At 68.3% G+C, this 16,979-nt stretch carries 16 protein-coding genes; 3 read left to right on the top strand and 13 right to left on the bottom strand.

Annotated features, from left to right (window positions below):
• From G6N57_RS19885 to G6N57_RS19875, 3 genes are all read right to left on the bottom strand, one after another.
• A complete protein-coding gene (locus G6N57_RS19885; RefSeq protein WP_163646548.1) occupies positions 1-1,074 on the bottom strand; it encodes a DUF7159 family protein in 1,074 nt (357 codons plus the stop codon).
• Between the two features lie 122 nt (positions 1,075-1,196).
• On the bottom strand, positions 1,197-1,697 hold the full coding sequence (locus G6N57_RS19880; RefSeq protein WP_077740915.1) for a nuclear transport factor 2 family protein: 501 nt from the start codon (positions 1,695-1,697) through the stop codon (positions 1,197-1,199).
• Positions 1,694-2,494: an SDR family NAD(P)-dependent oxidoreductase gene (locus G6N57_RS19875; RefSeq protein WP_077740916.1), complete on the bottom strand. Its 801-nt coding sequence runs from the start codon at positions 2,492-2,494 to the stop codon at positions 1,694-1,696. Before G6N57_RS19875 ends, G6N57_RS19880 begins: the two co-directional genes overlap by 4 nt.
• 60 nt (positions 2,495-2,554) lie before the next feature.
• Here G6N57_RS19875 and G6N57_RS19870 point away from each other — a divergent pair, with 60 nt between their 5' ends.
• Together G6N57_RS19870 and G6N57_RS19865 are read left to right on the top strand one after the other, a co-directional pair.
• Positions 2,555-3,409, top strand: a complete 855-nt coding sequence (locus tag G6N57_RS19870; protein ID WP_109552035.1) for an SDR family oxidoreductase — start codon at positions 2,555-2,557, stop codon at positions 3,407-3,409.
• On the top strand, positions 3,402-4,712 hold the full coding sequence (locus G6N57_RS19865; protein ID WP_077740918.1) for a spinster family MFS transporter: 1,311 nt from the start codon (positions 3,402-3,404) through the stop codon (positions 4,710-4,712). The genes G6N57_RS19870 and G6N57_RS19865 overlap by 8 nt, the downstream gene beginning before the upstream one ends.
• Here G6N57_RS19865 and G6N57_RS19860 read toward each other — a convergent pair.
• Positions 4,709-5,104, bottom strand: coding sequence for a DUF4267 domain-containing protein (locus tag G6N57_RS19860; protein WP_077740919.1), 396 nt, complete (start codon positions 5,102-5,104; stop codon positions 4,709-4,711). The two genes, G6N57_RS19865 and G6N57_RS19860, sit on opposite strands and share 4 nt — an antisense overlap.
• A gap of 119 nt (positions 5,105-5,223) precedes the next feature.
• On the opposite strand from G6N57_RS19860, the gene aceA reads away from it, so the two are divergent.
• Positions 5,224-7,506, top strand: a complete 2,283-nt coding sequence (gene aceA, locus G6N57_RS31840; RefSeq protein WP_077740920.1) for an isocitrate lyase ICL2 — start codon at positions 5,224-5,226, stop codon at positions 7,504-7,506.
• A gap of 229 nt (positions 7,507-7,735) precedes the next feature.
• Here aceA and G6N57_RS19850 read toward each other — a convergent pair whose 3' ends face one another.
• From G6N57_RS19850 to G6N57_RS19810, 9 genes are read right to left on the bottom strand one after another with little or no spacing between them, the layout of a single operon-like run.
• Positions 7,736-9,037 carry an acyltransferase family protein gene (locus G6N57_RS19850; protein ID WP_077740921.1) on the bottom strand — a complete coding sequence of 434 codons (1,302 nt, stop codon included), beginning with the start codon at positions 9,035-9,037 and terminating at the stop codon, positions 7,736-7,738.
• Between the two features lie 28 nt (positions 9,038-9,065).
• Positions 9,066-10,277 carry a hypothetical protein gene (locus G6N57_RS19845; RefSeq protein WP_077740922.1) on the bottom strand — a complete coding sequence of 404 codons (1,212 nt, stop codon included), beginning with the start codon at positions 10,275-10,277 and terminating at the stop codon, positions 9,066-9,068.
• A 22-nt stretch (positions 10,278-10,299) separates the two neighbouring features.
• On the bottom strand, positions 10,300-10,785 hold the full coding sequence (locus G6N57_RS19840; protein WP_077740923.1) for a CAP domain-containing protein: 486 nt from the start codon (positions 10,783-10,785) through the stop codon (positions 10,300-10,302).
• Positions 10,755-11,333: a hypothetical protein gene (locus G6N57_RS19835; RefSeq protein WP_097926031.1), complete on the bottom strand. Its 579-nt coding sequence runs from the start codon at positions 11,331-11,333 to the stop codon at positions 10,755-10,757. The genes G6N57_RS19840 and G6N57_RS19835 overlap by 31 nt, the downstream gene beginning before the upstream one ends.
• The gene (locus G6N57_RS19830; protein ID WP_077740924.1) at positions 11,330-11,839 is read right to left on the bottom strand and encodes an Rv1363c family protein; all 510 of its coding nucleotides are present in this window, start codon (positions 11,837-11,839) and stop codon (positions 11,330-11,332) included. The genes G6N57_RS19835 and G6N57_RS19830 overlap by 4 nt, the downstream gene beginning before the upstream one ends.
• Complete coding sequence (locus tag G6N57_RS19825) at positions 11,806-13,263, bottom strand: MCE family protein (protein ID WP_077740925.1); 1,458 nt, start codon at positions 13,261-13,263, stop codon at positions 11,806-11,808. Before G6N57_RS19825 ends, G6N57_RS19830 begins: the two co-directional genes overlap by 34 nt.
• A gap of 1 nt (position 13,264) precedes the next feature.
• Positions 13,265-14,386 (bottom strand): MCE family protein, encoded by a 1,122-nt coding sequence (locus G6N57_RS19820; RefSeq protein ID WP_077740926.1) that lies wholly within the window; start codon positions 14,384-14,386, stop codon positions 13,265-13,267.
• Entirely contained in the window at positions 14,383-15,669 is a 1,287-nt protein-coding gene (locus G6N57_RS19815) for an MCE family protein (protein ID WP_097926045.1), read from the bottom strand. The genes G6N57_RS19820 and G6N57_RS19815 overlap by 4 nt, the downstream gene beginning before the upstream one ends.
• A 2-nt stretch (positions 15,670-15,671) precedes the next feature.
• Positions 15,672-16,952: an MCE family protein gene (locus tag G6N57_RS19810; protein WP_077741966.1), complete on the bottom strand. Its 1,281-nt coding sequence runs from the start codon at positions 16,950-16,952 to the stop codon at positions 15,672-15,674.
• Positions 16,953-16,979 lie beyond the last annotated feature (27 nt).

The following is a 16,979-nucleotide window of genomic DNA, read 5'->3' as shown; positions in this document are numbered from 1 at the left end:
CTACGGCATCGCGGCGAGCAGCCACCCGCTGATGGGATCGGCCGGGGTTGCCGGCGCCGGTGCCGGTGTCGGCACTGGTGCGGATACCGGCGCGGGCATCGGGGCCGGTGCGAGTGCAGGGGCCGGTGCCGGATCGGCCGCAATGTGGGTCTCGGCGGCGGGCAGGTGCGACTGGGCAGCCGGCAGGTGCGCGGCGGGGACCCCGGCCGGCTGCTGCGCCGGCATGGTCGACGCGACCGGCGCCTGCGCGGGCACGGCCAGCTGAACCACTGAGACCGGCTGGGGTACAACGGTTTGCACCACAGCGACGGGCTGCGCCCGTGGTGCCGGAGCAGCCGGCTCGACGGGCGTCACGTGAGCGGCCACCGCGGGTTCGGCCGATTCGGCGGCAGGTACGTGTTCGACCGCCTCGGCGACCTGTTCCGGGACGCGTACCTCGGTGGGCAGCGCCGTCGCCGCTCGTTCCGACAGTCGCGGCGCGGCGACGGTGACCATCCGCGGCGCCGGGGCCGCCGCCGCGGTGATGTCGCCCTCGTCGGCGGCCGGAATCGGTGTGGGTTCGGTGAACTGCGAGCCGACCGTCAGCATGCCTGCCGCAACCGTCGCTGCCGCGGCGGCCACCACCCGCACCGCACGGTGCCTGCACGGCGCGGGCGGACGGTAACCGATCACCTTGGGTGTCGGGGCGACCGCGTTGGTCGCAACGGCTCGTGCGGCGGCCTGGGCATCGCGCACCTGCGCGTCATCGTCATCGAGCCCGTCGGGTCCGGTGTGCTCGGCAACCACGCGCACATCGTCGAATCCCGCGGCCGCGAGACGATCGAGAAGGTCGGCCAGGGGGTCGCCGTCGTCATCCTCATCGAGCCCATGCCAGGTCACGCCGATCGCGGCCACGTCCTGGCCGCTGGAGGCCGCGATGGCACGCGCACTCCGGGCGGCGGCCGCGGCCCTGGCAGCGAGCTGTTCGGCGAACTCGACGTCGAAGGCGTCGTCATCGAGTGGGGTGACGTCGCCGTCGATGAGCGCCCAAGCGATGCCGTGCGCAGTCACCGACAGCCCGAGCACTGTCCTCACCCTGCGACCTCGATTCCCCTCGTGCGGTCAACACCCGACCGCGATGAGCGTAAGTCGCCTCGCCCGCATCGGCATCTCGTAGAGGAATCGGTAACCGCATGGGCACCGAGAATTCATCTGGGTCAGGGTGCCGGCTCGCCCGCCACACCTGCGGTCAGCAGCCGGTGTGCCGCCGGGTCGCCGTTGAGCAGCCGGCTGGACCGGCGAGTGATCTGCCAGTGTCCTTCGGTGCGGGCAAGCTCGAAGTGGTTTGCCGTCGCCCGCCACACCACGTATTCGGCGGACCCGTCGGGGGTCTCGCGGCGCACCAGCACCAACGATTCGCACACCGCCACCGCGGCGTCGCCGTCGACCGTCACCACGGCAGGTCCGAGGAAGTGGCTGCAGCCCGAGGCCACCAGGGCGCGGTGGGACGTCGAGCTGACCATCGCGTGGACGTCCGCACGGCCGGCCATCGCCCAGCCCTCGACCTCGTAGCGACCGTCGGTTGCCCACAATGCGGCCGTGCCGTCGGCGTCGGCGGCGTCCACCTGCGGGCCGTAGGACGCGATCAACCGGGCGATGTCGCGTTCGTCCTCGAGCCGGCGCAGCCGTGCCTCAAGCGCCGCGATATCGGATGTCATTGCGGTGCCCGGTGATTGATCAGGTTGCGGATGGCGGCGTCGGACCTGAGCACCACCTGCGCGCGATCCGGTGCACTGTTCATCTCGGCGCGTTTCGCGTTGCCGCCTGCCACGTGCACCGGCCCCGCGCCGAGATGCTCCAGGCCTTCTGCGGCCACCTCGGCCGGATCGTTGATTCGCATTCCCGGTGCCTCGAAGTTCAGGCCTGCGCGTTCCATCGCCGGGGTACGGGTCACGCCGAGCACCAGTTCCAGCACGTCGACGTTGTACTCGCGCAACTCCAGCCACAGGCTCTCGGCGAACAGGCGGCCGTACGCCTTCACGCCGCCGTAGACGGTGTGCCGCATCGATCCCGCGTAGCCCGCCAGTGACCCCACCAGCAGGATTCCGCCCCGGCCTCGTGCAGCCATCGGCCGGCCGAAGTGCTGGACCAGCTCCATCATCCTGGTGATGTTGAGGTCGACGACCTTCTGGAAATCGGCCAGCGGCGCATCCAGGAAGCGTTCGCTGCAGGTGTTGGCGCCGGCGTTGTAGATCAGCAGGCCGATCTCCAGGTCGGCGGTCTCCTCCGCGATCCGAGCGGTCGACGCCTCGTCCACCAGATCCACCGCCACCGTGCGCACCTGCACGCCCAGGTCCCGGCAGCGTTGCGCGGTGGCCTCCAGCGGACCGGCCTTACGAGCCAGCAGGACCAGGTTGAACCCGTCCTCGGCGAGCATCCGGGCGAACTCTGCGCCGACCCCCTCGGAACCTCCGGCGATCACGGCCCACGGGCCGTATTTGGCAAGGTCGGTCATGCCTCGGATGCTATCTTTGGCCGCCGGACCGGCCCACGATCGGGCCGCAAGGAGGCGATCATCGGCACTTACGCGGTTACCGGGTCCGCATCCGGCATGGGATTGCAGGCGGCTCAGCGGTTGCGACAGCTCGGGCACACCGTGATCGGCGTGGACCTCGCATCCGCTGAGGTCGCCGCCGACCTGTCGACCCCGCAGGGGCGCCGGGCGGCCTCCGACGGTGTGCTGGCGGCGTGCGACGGGGCGCTCGACGGGGCGGTGCTGGCCGCCGGACTGGGCCCGGGGCCCGGGGCCGACCGGAACCGGTTGATCGCCGAGGTCAATTTCCTCGGCGTGGTGGAGCTGCTGGAAGCCTGGCGCCCGGCCCTGGCCAACGCCGATCGCGCCAAAGTCGTTGTCATATCCAGCAACTCGACGACCACGGTGCCGATGGTCCCGCGGCGGACCATCCGGGCACTGTTGGCGCATGACACCGACAAGGCAGTGCGCTCACTGCGCCTGCTGAGCCGCAACGGGTCGGCGCTCATGTACGCCGCTTCCAAGATCGCGCTCAGCCGCTGGCTGCGGATCCATGCGGTCACCGCGGCATGGGCAGGCGCCGGGATCCGGCTCAACGCCCTGGCGCCCGGCGCGATCCTGACCCCGCTGTTGGAGGCCCAGCTCGCCGATCCACGCGAGGGTCGCGCGGTGCGCTCCTTCCCGGTGCCCGTCGGCGGATACGGCGACGCCGGCCACCTCGCCGACTGGATCTGCTTCATGCTGTCGAATTCGGCCGATTTCCTCTGTGGCAGCGTGGTTTTCGTCGACGGCGGGACCGACGCGTTCTTCCGGCCGCAGGCGTGGCCGAAGGCCGTCCCGCTACGCGGGCTGCCGCGATACCTGTGGCGGTTCGCCCGCGGCGTGCGACATGAGTGAGACCGGCCAGGCGCCGGTGGTGACCGTGCCACCGGGACCGGCCGATGCGCACGGGCCACGACGGGCATGGGCCGCGGTCGCGCTGCTGACCCTGGTCGGCACGCTCAACTACGTCGACCGGTTCCTGCCCGCGGTGCTGGCCGAGCCCATCAAACACGACCTGGCCCTCTCGGACACCGCGATCGGGGTGATCAACGGGTTCGGCTTCCTGATCGTGTACGCGGTGCTCGGCATCGCGGTGGCCCGGATCGCCGATCGCGGCACGTACGGCTCGGTGGTCGCTGTCTGCCTGACGCTGTGGGGCACGATGACCATGCTCGGCGGCGCCGTGCAGTCCGGGTTTCAGCTCGCCCTCACCAGGGTGGGCGTGGCGGTCGGCGAGGCCGGTAGCACCCCGGCCGCGCATGCCTACGTGGCCCGCAACTTCGCCCCGCAGCGCCGGGCGGCACCGCTGGCGGTACTCACCTTCGCGATCCCGCTGGCCAGCGGTGCCAGCCTGATCGGCGGCGGCCTGCTGGCCGACAACCTCGGCTGGCGAACAGCTTTCGTGGTGATGGGCGCGGTCAGCGTCCTGTTCGCGCCGCTGGTGCTGCTGCTGGTCGGGGTACGCCAGTCGCTACCGGAGGTGGCGCTGCGGGACCCCGGCACGCAGACCAAGTGGTGGGCACTGCTGCGCAAACGCAGCTTCCTGTCGTTGGTCGGCGGCACCGCCTTCATCGCCGCCGCGGGTTACTCGCTGACCACGTTCACCCCGGCCTTCCTGATGCGGACCCGCTCCATGTCGCTCAGTGAGGTCGGGTGGGAGTACGGCCTGGCCACCGGATTGGCCGGGGTCCTGGGACTGCTGATCGTGGGACGGCTGGCAGACCGGCTGGCCGTCCGCGACCCGCGCTGGCTGCTGTGGATCGTGGTGCTGACCACGGCACTGCTGCTGCCGGCCTCGGTGTTGGCGTTCACGGTCTCCAGTCGCGGGGCATGCGTGTGGTTCCTGGCGCTCAGCTACATCATCGGCACGTCGTACATGGCCCCGTCGATCGCGGCCATCCAGCGGCTGGTGGTGCCGGAACAACGGGCGACGGCATCGGCGATCTTCTTGTTCTTCAACGCGACGCTGGGCGCGGTGGGCCCGTTCGTCACCGGCCTGATCAGTGACACGCTGACCCCGGACCTGGGCCCTCACGCGCTGGGCCGCGCCCTGCTGATCCTGGTACCGACGCTCCAGCTGATGGCCATGGGCTGCTACCTGATGGGCACCCGGTGGTACCGCGGCGACATCGTCGAGGACGATTCGAAGTCGGCCTAGCCGGCAGCCGGGGCCGTGGCGCGCGGCCCGCGGCGGGTGGCACCCCACAGACCGACCGCGATGCCGACCACCGCTCCCCCGAGGCCGATGACCTGCTGCGACCGCGGCAGCTGGTCGTGCACCGCCAGCCCGCCGAGCAGATCGGCGGCGTCCGCCCCGCCCGATGCCAGGAACCAGCCGCGGGTGTCCCTGCCGCGTAGTCCCGCCGCCAGCAGCAGGCCGCCGATCAGCGCATCGCGATAGCCCATCGACCGCCACATCAACTGCGCGGTGGCGTCCGGCGTTTCCCGTCCGCCCCATAACCGGTCGGCCCGCTTCGGGTCCACGAGAAACGAGACGCCCGACGCGAATCGGATGGCACCGGCGGCCAGTGCGGCCCGGTCGATCGACATGCCGTGCAGCCTAGAACCTGGACCCGGCGCCGCGGCGAAGTCCTGAGAAATCTCCCAACCGGCCTCGGCGCCGCTACTTGCCAGCAATGATTGGGGTACCCGAGTTCAGGAGCGCACACATGGCCACCATCGAAGCCAACGCACAGACCAACTCGTCATTCGACAGCGATGTCGAGGCCACCCAGGCCTACATCGACAGTCCTCGATTCGCGGGCATCACCCGGCTGTACTCGGCCCGGCAGGTCGCCGAGCAACGCGGCACGATCCCGTCGGACTATCCGGTGGCCCGCGAGGCCGCCACGGATTTCTTTCTCTACCTTCGCGATCTGTTCGCCCAGAAGCTGAGCATCACCACCTTCGGGCCGTACTCGCCGGGCCAGGCCGTGGTGATGAAGCGGATGGGGATCCGAGGGATCTACCTGGGCGGATGGGCCACCTCGGCCAAGGGCTCGATCAGTGAGGATCCGGGACCCGACCTGGCCAGCTACCCGCTGAGCCAGGTACCCGACGAGGCTGCCGGGCTGGTGCGGGCGCTGCTGACCGCCGACCGGAATCAGCAGTATCTGCGGCTGCGGATGACCCCCGAACAGCGTGCCGCCACCCCGGCAGTCGACTACCGGCCGTTCATCATCGCCGACGCCGACACCGGTCACGGCGGCGATCCGCATGTCCGCAACCTGATCCGGCGGTTCGTCGAATCCGGGGTGCCCGGTTATCACATCGAGGATCAGCGTCCGGGCACCAAGAAGTGCGGGCATCAGGGCGGCAAGGTGCTGGTGCCCTCGGATGAGCAGATCAAACGGCTCAACACCGCCCGGTTCCAGCTGGACATCATGCGGGTGCCCGGCATCATCGTCGCGCGCACCGATGCCGAGGCCGCCAACCTGATCGACAGCCGTGCCGATGAGCGTGATCAACCGTTCCTGCTGGGCGCGACGAACCTCTCGGTCCCGACCTACAAGTCATGTTTCCTGGCAATGGTGCGCCGGTTCTACGACCTCGGCGTCACCGACCTCAACGGCCATCTGCTGTATGCGCTGCCCGAGGGCGAGTACGCGACCGCCGAGGCCTGGCTGGAACGCCAGGGCATCACGAACACCATCGCCGACGCGGTCAAGGGCCACCGTCCAGGTGATTCCGTGGACACGATGTTCGACAAGGTCGAGTCGGCATTCGTCGAAGCATGGCAGGACGACGCCGGCCTCAACACCTACGGAGAGGCGGTCGCCGAACTTCTGGAGTTCCGGGAACGCGAGGGCGAGCCGGCCGCCATGAGTGCGGCCGACTGGCGCACCTTCGCCGCGCGCGCGTCGCTGTACACGGCGCAGCAGAAGGCGCACGAGCTGGGCGCCGACGTGGCCTGGGACTGCGAACGCGTGAAGACCCCGGAGGGCTATTACCAGGTCCGCGGCGGCATCCCGTATGCGATCGCGAAGTCGCTGGCGGCAGCGCCGTTCGCCGACATCCTGTGGATGGAAACCAAGACCGCTGATCTGGCCGACGCCAAGCAGTTCGCCGATGCCATCCATGCGGAGTTCCCCGACCAGATGCTGGCCTACAACCTCTCACCGTCGTTCAACTGGGATACCACCGGCATGACCGATGACGAGATGCGGGCGTTCCCAGCCGAACTCGGCAAGATGGGGTTCGTCTTCAACTTCATCACCTACGGCGGTCACCAGGTCGACGGCGTCGCCTGCGAGGAGTTCGCAACGTCCCTGCAGCAGGAGGGCATGCTGGCGCTGGCCCGGCTGCAACGCAAGATGCGGCTGGTCGAATCCCCTTACCGCACACCGCAAACCCTGGTCGGCGGGCCGCGCAGCGACGCGGCGCTGGCCGCCTCCTCGGGCCGCACCGCGACGACCAAGGCGATGGGTGCCGGCTCCACACAGCACCAGCATCTGGTGCAGACCGAGGTACCCAAGAAGCTGCTCGAGGAGTGGCTGGCGATGTGGAGCGATCACTACAAGCTCGGCGAGAACCTGCGGGTGCAGCTGCGGCCGCGTCGCGCCGGGTCCGACGTGCTCGATCTCGGCATCTACGGCGACGGTGAGGAGCCGCTGGCCAACGTCGTCGTCGATCCCATCAAGGACCGGCACGGCCGCAACATCCTCACGGTGCGCGACCAGAACACCTTCGCCGAGAAGCTGCGCAAGAAGCGCCTGATGGACCTGATCCACGTGTGGCTGATCCACCGGTTCAAGCCGGAGATCGTCTACTACGTGACGCCGACCGAGGACAACGTCTATCAGACCGAGAAGATGAAGGCGCACGGCCTGTTCAGCGATGTGTACCAGGAAGTCGGCGAGATCATCGTCGCCGATGTGAACCAAGCCCGCATCGACGAGCTGCTGGCACCGGATCGTGAGGCGCTGGGACGGTTGATCCGCAAGGAGGACTAAGGGCTTCGCGGGGTCGAGCGCCCATTCGTCGCGCGCCGTTTTCTACCGCAGGGTCGTGGCGAGTGTCTGCCAACAGCCCACGGGTAGAAAACCGTGCCGTCGTGGGCCACAGAACTGCGCAATCGACTCGGCCAGGCCGCCTGATGCCCGGCACTGGAGCAGGCATGGGATCGTCGCCCTCTTCGTTCTCCGGTGGATGAAAGAGGTCTTCGGGGTCCCCACAAGGGAATTAACCCTTGACAAGCCGCCCCGCACTGACCCGCGCGGCGACTGCGGCGACGACGAATCCGCCGAGCGCCGACCACCCCAGCACGCCGTCAAGACCGTTCTTGGCCATCAACGTCAGAGCCGCCCCGGCCACGCACAACAGCGCGCCGGTGAAAACCGACCGGGCGCCGCTGACCTGAACCGGGTCATCCCACCACGGCAGCGGACGGTGCTCCAGCGGAGACAGCAACCGGAAGGCCACCGCCATGAGAACCGCGAAAACGACTGCGCGCAAAGCCAGATGGGCCCAGAAGCCCGGAGCGTGCGGATCGAACGCGTCGAGGCCGACCGCGTGCAAGCTGAACGCGGCGATCGCGATCACCGGGATGTGCCACAGGTAGAGCGTCATCGCTCCCCCGTTACCCGTCGCCACCACGTACCAGACCCGTGGACGGGATGCCCAGCGCCGGATCGGGCCTGCGGCGGCGATGAAAAGGGATGGCATCCACGTGCAGTGCAGTGCCAGCAGGAGGGTCGGCGGCGACACGTTGGAGACGTGCTCGGTTCCGGTGACGACGAGGGACACGTCATAGATGCCGGTCAGCGCCAGGAGGACCTGCGCGGCGAAGGCGATGATCGCGATGCCCAGCGCCCGGCGCGCGCAGATCAGCTGCCCCGCGTACGCGACGCCGATCACCACCGGGATCAGCCAGACGATGATGAGGTTGGCGGTGCCCGCCTCGGGAGTCCCGACCGCGAACCGGACGATATCGATCACCCCGGACGCGACGATCAGTCCGACGACCACCCACGCCAGTGCCGGGCCGGTGCGCAGCCGCATCAGCGCGGGAATGAAGGCAAGGGCCACCAGGTAGACACCCAGGAACCACAGCAGCGCCACACACTCACGCCCGAGCGCCGCGGCGGACGCGGCGCCCATGGTCGCGTGCACCGCGAGCAGGGCCGCCGACCACACCGCCAGGTACCAGAACACCGGCCGGCACAGCCGCTGGGCGCGGGCGAACAACCATCCGCCCCAAGACCGTCCGGCATGCCAGCTGTAGGCGCCCGCGGCGCCGCCTGCCATGAAGAACAGCGGCATCACCTGCAGCACCCAGGTGATCGGGGCCAGGCCGGGCAACGCGCCGAGGATGTTGCCGACCCGCACGCCGCCGGAGTCGATGGTGGCCAGCAGCAGCGCGCAGTGCCCGAAAATCACCACCAGCAGCGCACCCAGGCGTGCGACGTCCACCGCGCGGTCGCGCTCGGGTTTGGTGTTGTGCGTGACGGCGACTGCCGACGGCACCACATCGGGGCTTGGCATGGGTTCAGTCTGCCGGGCGATGGCCCGGTTAGGGATGGGTAGTCCTACCTGGTTTACGGGTGCGTGGCCATACCGCCAGGCTCACCCCCAGCAGCAATACCGAGGGCAGGGCCCACACCACGAACCACGCCGAGCGCCCCGAGCCCTGATCGAGCGCCGTCTCGGTCACGGGTACCGTGCGCGCCCACACGATGAAGGCGTCTGCCACCGGGAGCACCCCGAACAGGTATCGCGTGGTACGCCAGCCCACGGGCAGCCCGATCAGCTCGACCTGCCGAGTCAGCCGACCGGACAGGTCATGGTCACCGTTGGCTCGCGCTGCCGCCAACCCCACCGCCGACGCACTGAGGCTCACTCCGAAGATCAACGGACCACTGTCGATATCTCCGTGGCCGCCGGTGCCCGACGGATACTCCAGAATGCCAACCAATCCCGCCCTGGTGGTCACGAACCTGCCGGAAAAACGCTGCCACTGATCATCTTCGACCCCGACTACGTCTCTGACCGCAGGCCAGAAAGTCTGGATGATCGCCTGGGACGATCCCCGTGGTCCCGTCACGGCGTGGCCCCGGTCATCGACCTGGTGTGGGAGCAGCCCCGTGCCCGGGTCGGCGGCGGCCAGAGCCCGCTTCCGCCAGGCGGCGAGATCCTCACTCCAGGGCAGATCGAGCAGCGAGATCGCCTGGGCCAGCGCGCCCGCTGCCACGACTGAATCACACGGCCAAAACTGACCCGGGTAGCTGGCCGGGAAGGGTGAACCCTTTTGTGTCAGAGCTGAATGCACGACGAGAGCCCGCTCCCGCACCGCTGTACGGTCCTCGTCGGAGCCCGAAGCCCGCGCGACTGCGACAGCCAGAGCGAGTGACCAGCCCGCCGCGAAGATCCCGTGGTCCGGGACCATCCCGCTGCCGAATACCGCCACGGATTGCAGGGTTTCGATGGCGGCGAGCCGGCTGCGGGCGCGGTCGAGGTACCCGGCGGATCCGGCGCCGGTTCCGAGCCGCGCGGCGACCTGGGCCTCGGCGAGACCGGTCAGCACCCTGGTGAAATATTCGCCCTCCGGGAACAGGCCCTGCATTTCGGTGTCACGACCGGATGCCAGCGCCGCATCGAGGAATCCGAGTTGACGTTCGGCACGGTCGGGCAGTGGACCGAACCCGGCATAGAGGACATGGACCAGCGACACCAGTCCGAGCACGGCGACCAACGTCGCGGCCACCACCCGCGCCCGTGTGAGCATCTTGGCAGTGTATGAGCCGCGGTCAGCTCGGGTGCCCCACCACCGCCACCACGACGCTATGGTCGAGTGCGTTCGCCGACCACACCCCGATGGCGGTGTTGGCGCAGTCGGACAGGACCGCGAAATCGACCGGGTCGTAGTACCACTGGTTGAGGATCTCGATGCCGTTGATCGCCAGTGCCGGGTTGGTGGCCACGGTTTCGGCCACCCGGCCACGGAATCCGGCTGCCTCGGCCCGCGACTGCGGCGTCGACCCGTCGGAGCCGATGTGGTCGTCCAGGTTGCGATTGGCGAGCAGGTCGTTGGTGTGCCACTCGGCCGCCAACCGTAGTTTCGGGTCAGCCACCACATTGTTGGTGCAGCCCGCCTGACGCTGGATCGTGTACACGTTGGCGATCACGCTGTTGTTCAGCCGCTGGTTGTCGGCATGGGCGGGCGCCGCGCCCAATGCCGGCGCGGCCAGGGCCGCGGCGACGGCTAGACCGGCTCGAACTGCGAAATGAGCCATCGGTTTTCGACCTTGTCGAGGGTGACGCGCACGCTGGAGGTGGATTTGGTCGGGGGCCCGGTGCCGATCGTCGTGGTCTGATCGACCAACACGAGAACCACCGCATGCCGGGCCGAGGCCGACACCGCTGCCGCGGCCGGAACCGACGCAACCGCCGAGATCACCTGTTGTTTGGCCCCGGGGATGACGACGTCGTCGATCAATTGCGTGTATTGGTCACGGAACTCGCCGGTGAGCCTGCCTGCCGCGGCCGGCAACTCGGTGTCCACCGTGTCGGGCCGATAGGACAGGATCGCGACGGTGCTGTCGCTGGCGGCGCGGACGGACTCCACGCCGGCCGTCTGCACCGCCCGCGCGGTGCCGTCCTGCCATTTCAGGAAGCCCGCCCCCAGCGCCAGAATCAACGCCAACGCCGGCAACACACCGAAAGCCAGCACCCGCGTCCAGCGCGCCGGTGCGGGCTCTGACTGCTCGTCGACGACGTCAGCGGGCTCGTCGGAGTCGGTTTCGTCGACAACCGGCTCCTGGATCTCCAGTTCAGTGGTCACGGCACGAACTCCACATTCGACACCTTGACGTCATCACCCACCTGCTCGACGCTGATCCGCATCCGCCATCGGCGCGGCTCTTGTTCGGGTGCAGCGCTGTTCGTGGTCTTCACCGACACCGCGACCAGTACGCGTGCCTCGCCGTCGGCCTCGGATTCCAGACCGGCCTCGGCGACGGTCCCCCGCGAGGTCGACTGGGTCCGTTTGACGACCTCGACGAACGGCGCCGAACGCTTCTCGAAGTCGTCGCGGAAAGTACCGGTCGCCGAATTCAGGATTCTCTGGACGTCGGCGTCGGCATCGTTGTGATCGATCGAGGTCAGGTTCACCGCGGCTTGACGGGCCACCTGCACGAACAGGTCGCTCTGCTCCTGAGCCGCGTGCGACCGCTGATCGCGGTAGCCCAGCCATCCGATGACGGCCGCCAGCGAGGCCACCACGACGAGCCCGATCGCGATCGGGATGCGGAGCCCTATCCGCTCGGCGGTGTCAGCATGCTCTGCCATGTCTTGCCTTTCGTGCTGTCGACGAGGTCGGAGTCGGTGTAGGCCTTGCCGTCCGGTGCCAGATAGGTTCCGGTGGCCGGGTCGTACGGGACGAACGCCACCGGTGGGGCGGTGCCGGTGCCCTGCGGGGGTGGCAGCCGGGGATCGGTGCCAGGGGCGTACTGCGGCACGCCCTGCCCGGAGAGCGTCGCGTTGGGGTCGCCCTTCCAGTTCAGCCCGTCGTTGAGCGGGACGTACTCCTCGTCGCTCTCGCACAGTTCGACGGTCGGCGCCCGTTTCCACGGTTTGGTCTCGCACGGGATATTCCGCACGCCACGGACATTGAGGTCCGAGTCCTGCGGCACCCGGCAGTACAGCTCACCCGCGGGCCGTTCCGGGTAGTCCTGGTCCGACGGTGACCTCTGCTGGCGAACCGGAAGGAAGCCCGTGTTGCAGGGTGGCGGCAGGTTGAGGTTCAGGTTGAAGTCGAGGTAGATGCCGCGGTAGGCCTGTTTGGTGTCGGCGTTGGCCAGGGTGATCGCCGACATCACCGCCGTCCCCTGCGGATACAGGACCAGCAGCTGCTCCAGGTCGTTGCGATAGGTGACGGCGATGTCGCCCAGGCTCACCATGTTGGCCAGCAGGACCGGCAGGGTGGGGGCCACCCGGTCGAACAATGCCTTGCCCTCGGCCAGCGCCGGTGCCCCCGAGGTCAGCAGGTCCGCGAATTGGGTGTCCCGATTCTTGAGCTGGCCGGTGATCGAGGCCATCCGCTGCGCCCACGTCTCGATCGAATCAGCGGTCTGTACTTGGGAATTGAGCACCGCCGGGGACTGGTCGATCAACTGGGCCAGAGGGTCGACCGTCTTACCGCCTTCGATGGCCAGTGCGGTCGACCCGTCGACGATGCGGGACAGCTCGGGTCCCAGCCCACCGACGGCCTTGGCCGACTCGTCGACCACCGTGCGCAGATTGTCCGGCGGAATGGCTTGCAGGGCTTTGTTGGTCGCATCGAGCAGGTTTCCGATGTCGGCGGGGATGCGCACCTTGTCCACGTTGATGACGTCACCGTCGCCCAAGGTGCCGGTCGCACCGCTGTCGGGGGTGAGTTCGAGGAATTGCTCCCCGACCGCCGACCGGCTGTGCACGGCGGCCGAAACCGGGGACGGCACCGCGATGTCCGAGTCCAGGGCCAGCACGGCGTCGACTCCGTCACGGGTGACGTCGATCGAGGCGACCCTGCCGATCTCGGTGCCGCGGTAGGTGACGACCGAGGTCGGGTACAGCCCGCCCGCGGCGGGCAGGTGGACGCTCACCGTGTACCGGCCGAATCCGAGCAGTGCCGGGACCTTGACGAACCCGAATGCCATGACACCCACGGAGACGACGGTGATGGTCGCGAGGATCGCCAGCTGGATCCACACCGGACGGGACAGTCGGATCATGTCAGTACGCTCCCCACCGGTAGGGAGCGATCAGCGGATTGCCTGCCGTATACGGGCTGGGCATCTGACCGATGGTGCGTCCCCACTGCATTTCGAGTTCGGTGAGGTTGCCTTCCCAGCGGGTTCCGGTGAACAGGCTGCTGTCGATCCGGCTCAAGGTGAGGTCGACGACCAGGGTGATGTTGGCGAAGTCACCGCGGAACCAGTTGGCCAGTGTGCTCTTGACCCACGGATAGGTCGACAGAAAGTCGAGGCCGCGAGTGAGGGCGGGCCCGGCGTTGGCCAGCTCCCGGAGCACCGGTGCGATGTTTCGGAGGTTGTTGACGAGCGATTCTCTGGTCTGGCTGACCGTCGATGTGGCGATCGCGCTGAACTTTCCGAGTGCGTCCACGGCGTCGGCGATCTTGGTGCGCTGCTCGGACAGCACCGCGAGCGCCTTCGGGATCGTGGTGAGCGCGGTGTCCACAGTGGCGTCCCGGGCCGCCACCTGACCGGCCAGCGAGTTCAGCCGCTCGGTGGCGGTGATGATGTCGTCGGTCTGTGCGTTGAGTCCGGCGATGAAGGTGTCCAATTGGCCCAGGAGACTGCGCATCTCATCCTCCCGGCCGGCGAGCGCCTTGGCGAAGGTCTGGTTGATCTCCTGCAGCTGGGCCAGCCCGCCGCCGTTGAGCAGCACCGACACCGACGCCAGGGTCTGTTCGGTGGTCGGATACGTGGCCGCCGCCGACAGCGGGATCACCGAGCCGTCGGTGAGTTCGCCGCGCGGCGCCTCGCCCAGCGGCGGCGTGAGCTCGATGTGCATCGACCCCAGCAGGCTGGTCTGTCCAAGTTTGGCGGTGCTGTTGGCCGGTAGGTGGACTCCTCCGTCGATGCGCATGGTCACCAGGGCGTGCCAGTCTTGGACTTCGATCTTGGTGACGTTGCCGACGTTGACGTCTCCGACGCGTACCCGGGTGTTCTGCTGGATGACCACCACGTCGGGCAGCTGTGCCTGAATCGTGTACGAACCGTCTCCGGTGCCCTGCGTTCCGGGCAGGCTCAGTGAATTCAGCCCGCGCCATTCGCATCCCGGGATCGCCGATACGCACACGATGACGAGTGCGGCGACCGCCGCCCGCCTCACGGGGTGCCTCCGGGAAGCATCAACCCGGGCAGCCCGAGGGCGGGATCGGTTTGGATCGGGCCTGGCACTGATGCCTGCGGCACCTCCGCCGCCGGGGGTGCGGCCGGCGGCGGCAGGTGCGGGTTGAGCCGGTCCTCGCTGTAGGTGATCTCGTTGGGCCGCGCTGATGCGCCGACGAACGGGTTGATCCCGAGCGGCGGGAAGTTGTACTGGCGGTTCTTGATGATGGGTGCGAGGTACTGCACGCACAATTTCGCCGATTGCTCGAAGTCCTTGCGGGACGCGGCTTGTATCGCGCTGCAGATGAACTGGACGGTGTTGGCGAAGTTGACCGGCGCCAGGATCCCCGTCACCGCACTCTGCGCGGGCTGGTAGATGTTCATGAAGTTCTGGAACACCGTGGGCGCGATGTGCAGGACCTGCTTGACGTCGGCACGGCTGTCGTTGAGCGCGGTCGTGATCGCGTTGAGGCGATCGAACGTCACACCGAGTCCCTCGCGGTTCTCGGCGACGAAGCCGCGCAGATCATTGACCGCGGAGTCCAGGCCCGTGGTCGCGGCGGCGACTTCATCGGGGGTGTTGCTCAACACGGTGCTGATGTCGGCCAGGTTGGTGTTGAACGAGGCCAGCAGATCACTGCTGGAGGACAACGCCGACACCAGCAGTTGCAGATTGCGGACGGTGCTGAAGATGTCGGTGCTGTGGTCGCCCAGCGCCGAAACCGCCTGGGACAGTTTGATCACCGTGTCCCGGGCAGTATCGCCCTGGCCGCGAAGATTGTCCGCCGCACTGTTGACGAACTCGCCGACGGCACTGGGCCCGCCGGGAGTGGTCGGCTGCAACGAATCGGTGAGCTTCTCCAGCTGCTGGCGCAGATCATCCCATTCGACGGGAACCGCGGTGCGTTCCCGTGGAATCGTCGCGCCGTCAGCCAGTTTCGGACCGCTCTCGTAGGCGGGGACAAGCTGCAGCGCGCGGGCACTGACCAGTGACGGGGACAGGATCGCTGCCTGAACCTCGGCGGGCACCGGGTACTGCTTGTCGACCGTGAAGGTGACCTTCGCGGAGTCGAGCTGCGGTTCGATGCTCTCGACGGTTCCCACCGCCACGCCGAGGATACGTACCTCGTCCCCGGTGTACAGCCCGTTGGTGTTGGCGAAGTACGCGGTGAACGTGTTGTCCCGGACCCGATCCCACCACGGGGTGGCGACAACCGTGATCGCGACGACCAGGATGACGGTCAGCGCAGAGGCGATACCGATCCGTAGCACACGTGGCGACATGATCACTGCCCACCTTCGGTCGGAACTGGAGGCCCGAAACTCGGCGGCGGCAATTCCCCGGGTGCCGGGGCCAGTGCCGGCGGCCCGGGTGGCGGACCACCGGGCGGCGGAGCGGGCAGTGGCTCCCGGTACGGGTATCGGGGATCTCCGGGCTTGCCGGTGATCGCGTCGGGCAGGTTCAGGTTCGGTTCCCCACCCTGTCCGGTGCGCGGGAAGGGCGTCGGCAGCGCCGGGGTGGCCGGCTGCCCGGTACCCGGGTCGACCAGCTGCGAAGGCAACAGCACGTTGGGATCCAGGCCCAGATCGGAGAACGCGGCATCGACGAAGGGTTGGGCGAACTGACCGGGCAGCAGGTTGACCAGCGAGGCCTTGAAGAAGGGACCGGCCCCGAGCACTTCGCCGAACGACATCGCGTAGCGGCGCAGCAGGTAGAGCGTGCGTTGCAGTTCGCCCTTGCGGTTGTCCAGGATCTCCAGCACGCCGTTGAGCTTGTCGACGGCAGGCTTGAGTTGGGTGCGATTGTCGGCGACGAGGCCCGAGATCTGATGTGACACCCCGGCGAGGTTGTTCATCAACGCGTCGACCGAGTCCCGTTGGGACAGCAGTTCGGCCAGGAGTGCGTTGGTGGTCACCACCAGGTTCGCGATCTGGTCGCTGCGCTTGGCGAGCACGCCGGTGACCTTGTTGGCGTTGGCCAACAGGTTGCGCAGTTGGGCATCCCGGGTATTGAGGGTGTCCGAGAACCGCGCCACGCCCTCCAGCGCGAGTTTGAGATCGGGCGGGGTGTCGCGGAACGTCTCTGCCAGCGTGGTGAGCGCCGAGGACAGCTGCGTGGTGTCCAGTCCGCTGATCGTGGTGGTCAGATCGCCCAGCGCAGAGGGCAGGTCGTAGGGCGACGTGGTCCGTTCGATCGGGATGGGTCCGGTCAGCGTGCCGTCGCCGCGGGAGGTCAGCTCGAGCACCTTGGTGCCGAGCACGGTCTCGGTCTTGATCGCCGCCTCCGTGCGCTCCCCCAACTCGACGCCGTCGCGGACGGTGAAATCCACCAGAACCCGGGCGCCCTGCAGCCGGATCTCGGAGACCCGGCCCACGCTCAGCCCCGAAACCCGCACATCGCTACCGGTTTTGATCCCGCCGGCCTCGGCGAAGTAGGCGGAGTGATCGGACGTGCCCTTGATGAACGGAATCTTGTCGTAGGAGAACGCCGCCACCACTGTCGCGACGAGCAGGAGGATGGCCACCGCGCCGACGACGGGCCGGTTGCGCTCGGCCAGCGGCTTGATCGTGGGCCGCTTGAAGGTAGGCCTCTT

The sequence above is a fragment of the Mycolicibacterium boenickei genome (assembly GCF_010731295.1).
GTDB lineage: Bacteria > Actinomycetota > Actinomycetes > Mycobacteriales > Mycobacteriaceae > Mycobacterium > Mycobacterium boenickei.
This window is presented reverse-complemented; position numbering and strand designations above follow the sequence as displayed.

Bases quoted from the DNA above. Each gene is read 5' to 3' on its own strand.
- G6N57_RS19875 (WP_077740916.1), bottom strand. From the start codon at position 2,494: ATGACCGACCTTGCCAAATACGGCCCGTGGGCCGTGATCGCCGGAGGT.
- G6N57_RS19880 (WP_077740915.1), bottom strand. From the start codon at position 1,697: ATGACATCCGATATCGCGGCGCTTGAGGCACGGCTGCGCCGGCTCGAG.
- G6N57_RS19865 (WP_077740918.1), top strand. From the start codon at position 3,402: ATGAGTGAGACCGGCCAGGCGCCGGTGGTGACCGTGCCACCGGGACCG.
- G6N57_RS19825 (WP_077740925.1), bottom strand. From the start codon at position 13,263: ATGATCCGACTGTCCCGTCCGGTGTGGATCCAGCTGGCGATCCTCGCG.
- G6N57_RS19850 (WP_077740921.1), bottom strand. From the start codon at position 9,037: ATGCCAAGCCCCGATGTGGTGCCGTCGGCAGTCGCCGTCACGCACAAC.
- G6N57_RS19860 (WP_077740919.1), bottom strand. From the start codon at position 5,104: ATGTCGATCGACCGGGCCGCACTGGCCGCCGGTGCCATCCGATTCGCG.
- G6N57_RS19830 (WP_077740924.1), bottom strand. From the start codon at position 11,839: ATGGCAGAGCATGCTGACACCGCCGAGCGGATAGGGCTCCGCATCCCG.
- G6N57_RS19840 (WP_077740923.1), bottom strand. From the start codon at position 10,785: ATGGCTCATTTCGCAGTTCGAGCCGGTCTAGCCGTCGCCGCGGCCCTG.
- G6N57_RS19815 (WP_097926045.1), bottom strand. From the start codon at position 15,669: ATGTCGCCACGTGTGCTACGGATCGGTATCGCCTCTGCGCTGACCGTC.
- aceA (WP_077740920.1), top strand. From the start codon at position 5,224: ATGGCCACCATCGAAGCCAACGCACAGACCAACTCGTCATTCGACAGC.
- G6N57_RS19845 (WP_077740922.1), bottom strand. From the start codon at position 10,277: ATGCTCACACGGGCGCGGGTGGTGGCCGCGACGTTGGTCGCCGTGCTC.